The organism is Streptomyces cahuitamycinicus, from assembly GCF_002891435.1.
Taxonomy (GTDB): domain Bacteria; phylum Actinomycetota; class Actinomycetes; order Streptomycetales; family Streptomycetaceae; genus Streptomyces; species Streptomyces cahuitamycinicus.
This window is the reverse complement of the sequence record NZ_POUC01000650.1, coordinates 1-3,084: the sequence shown is the minus strand read 5'-3', so window position 1 is coordinate 3,084 and position 3,084 is coordinate 1. Positions and strand designations below refer to the sequence as shown.

General features: G+C 68.9%; 2 protein-coding genes. Both read right to left on the bottom strand.

Features of this window, described 5'->3' with window-relative positions:
• Positions 1-123: 123 nt before the first annotated feature.
• On the bottom strand, positions 124-2,253 hold the full coding sequence (locus C1J00_RS40995) for a bifunctional polysaccharide deacetylase/glycosyltransferase family 2 protein (protein ID WP_500691502.1): 2,130 nt from the start codon (positions 2,251-2,253) through the stop codon (positions 124-126).
• Between the two features lie 329 nt (positions 2,254-2,582).
• Complete coding sequence (locus C1J00_RS40990; RefSeq protein WP_102913916.1) at positions 2,583-2,873, bottom strand: winged helix-turn-helix domain-containing protein; 291 nt, start codon at positions 2,871-2,873, stop codon at positions 2,583-2,585.
• Between the last annotated feature and the right edge of the window lie 211 nt (positions 2,874-3,084).

The window sequence follows — 3,084 nt, the reverse complement described above, 5'->3', positions numbered from 1 at the left end:
GTACGGGTCGAGGGGGGCGGGGCGAGGGACCCCCGGTGTGGGGTCCACTCGGGCGGGGGTTCTCCCGGACGGTCGGTCCAGTCGCTCATCGACGCCTCGAAGGTGCTGTGGGGGGCTCTCGGGTCAGCGCATCGGCACACCCCTATACGGGACGGGCCCGCCGATCTGTTCAGCGGCCGTCCCGGACCGCTTCATCCGCTGCCACCGCAGCCGGCTGCCGAGCAGCAGCGCCACCAGCGACTGGATGACGACGAGATACATCAACTGCCGGTAGACGACGATCTGGAACGGCATCGACCACAGGGCCCGCACCGGCTCGCCGTCGAGTCTGAGCGCGTAGCCGGAGCAGACGATCTGCACGCCGAGGAACGCGAACCAGACCGCGGCGGACTCCCACGGGTCCCGGAACAGCACGCCGTAGAGGGCGTACACGTCGATGACGGGCGCGAGCAGCGGCAACGCGACCTGGAACAGCGCGAGATACGTCAGCCCGCGCCGTCCGAACCGCCCGGCAGGCCCGGTGCCGAACACGGCCCCGCGATGCTTCCACATGGCCTGCAGCGTGCCGTAGCACCACCGGTACCGCTGCCGCCACAACTGCCGCAGGCTGGTGGGCACTTCGGTCCAGGCGACGGCGGACTCCTCGTACAGCACCCGCCAGCCGGACCGCCACAGGGCCATCGTCAGGTCGGTGTCCTCGGCGAGGGTGTCCTCGCTGACCCCGCCGACACCGATCACGGCGTCCCGCCGGAACGCCCCGATGGCACCCGGCACGGTCGGCATGCACTCCAGCACCTCGAACATGCGCCGGTCGAGGTTGAAGCCGAAGACGTACTCCAGGTGCTGCCAACGGGCGAGCAGACTGCGCCGGTTGCCGACCTTGGTGTTGCCGCTGACGGCACCCACGGCCGGGTGCGCGAGCGGCTGCACGATCCGCTCGACGGCGTCGGGCTCGAAGACGGTGTCGGCGTCGACCATCACGACGATGTCGTAACGGGCGTGCGTGAGACCGGCGTTCAGTGCGGCGGCCTTGCCGGCGTTCGCCTGCCGTACGACCTCCACCCGCGCGTCACCCGTGTTCTCGGCGATGTCGGCGGTCCGGTCGGTGGACCCGTCGTCGATCACGACGACCTGGAGCTGCCGGTGGGTGGAGGCGAGCAGCGACCGCAGGGTCGGCCCGATCCCGGCCTCCTCGTTGTACGCCGGGACCAGCACGGTCACCGGCCCCGATGTCTCCCGCATCCAGGGCGCTCCGGTCCGGAACCGCTCCAGCCGCCGCACATGGGCCCGGGCGAAGAGCGCGAGCAGCAACAGCCGCAGCACGCCGAGACCGCCGGCGACGCCGAGGATCCAGATCATGGCGGTGGAGAGGACGTGCCCGAGGCCGGTGACCCGGATCAGCCCCCACCCCAGCCACCGTTCGACGAGGGACGGGGAGGCGTACGGCACGAGCTCGAGCCCGTCGGACACGGTGGTGAACCGGTCGACGGCCCTGTTCTTCAACAGCCTGCGCGCCTCCTGAAAGGCGCTCTCCGTCTGACTGAGCTGCCGGACGAGCCCCTGAGCGGGCCTGCGCGACCCCTTGTCGGCGGCGACGAGTACGTACCCGTCCCCGGCGGCCCGCCGCGCGGCCTGCCACTCGCGTCCGCACAGGGTGTCCGGGCTGGTTGTGCGGGGCATCCGCAGCAGGTTCGTCCGCCGTCCGGTGGCCCCGGCGAGGGCGCTCTGGGTCAGCTCCAGCTCGGCCCTGAAACGAGGTGCGGAGGACTCCCCCAGGACGGCCCCGGTGTACGTGTTGGACCCGATCTCATGTCCCTCGGCCCGGATCCGCCGGATCAACTCCGGATGCCGGGCGGCCTGGGCACCGTGCACGAAGAACGTCGCCCGCGCGTCGTACTGCCGCAGCAGGCCGAGGAACCGGGGTGTCCAGACGGGGTCGGGGCCTCCGTCGAAGGTGAGCGCGACGGTCCGGGCGGGCATCGCCCCGGTCCGGATCCCGTCCCGGTCGATCCCGATCACGGGCCCGCCGCGGGCGACGGCGTCGGGCACGGGAGCCGTACAGGGCGACCGCGCTTTGGCGGCGTCGACCTCGTGCCGGGTCCAGCCTTCGAAGAGCAGGAGGGCGAAGACGAGGGGGAGGGTGAGGGCGAGCAGAAGCCAGTGGGCTCGGGGGTCGCGGGACTGTTTGTGGCGGGGTTTGGTCTTGGTCTTGGCTTTGGCTGCGGCTTTGGCTTTGGACGCGGCGGGGGTCAGGGGGCGTCACCGCCCCCGGGCACTTCTTCACGGCCGCCTCGAGAGACGCTGCCTCTTCTCGGCTTCGGGCACTTGACGTGGTGGGGGGTGCGCATGGGCCGGGAGTGTAGTTACGGGCTGCCGATTGCATGGCCGTAACAGCAAACTCCACAGGCCTGGCCGTATGGGATCTCATCGCTCTGTGCGAAGCCGCCATCACACGTCTCGGTCACCCAGCGTGACCACCTTTCCTGAAGGAGTCAGCGATCATGTAGAGCTCGATCCCGCCTTCAAGGGGCTAGAAGCCTCCGCATGGCGATTTTGTCCACAGGCTGCTCGCTCCTGCAGCACTACTCCACGTCACCAGTGACGAACTCATCGGCTTCTGTGGGGTACGCGACAAAAGTTCCCTTGGCAGGGAGTGTGACCACGAGGCCGCGCTCGCGGAGCTCCCGTGTCGCGCGACGGGCTGTCAAGTGCGCGACTCCGTACTCTGCGGCAAGATCTCGCTCACCCGGCAACCGGGCGCCGGGCCGCAGTTCTCCCCTGGCGATGCGTTCAGCAATGTGATCGGCCATCTGCATGTAGACGTACGCGATCTTGTTTGCGTCAATCGGCGACTGCCCTGGCTCTGACGTCATATCGAACACCGTACGACGGCATCGAGTACCACATACGAGTGGAGCACTGTTAACCGCTATACACCGCACCTATGCACACAGTAGCGTGTCTATATCTCAAAAGAACCCCGGCGACGGAGGCAAGCCGTCCCGGGGCTTGGCCAACGCTGACAAGGAGCGCCGACAGTGCTGGACCTGTCTCGTATACACATCTGACGCTGCCGACGAACTC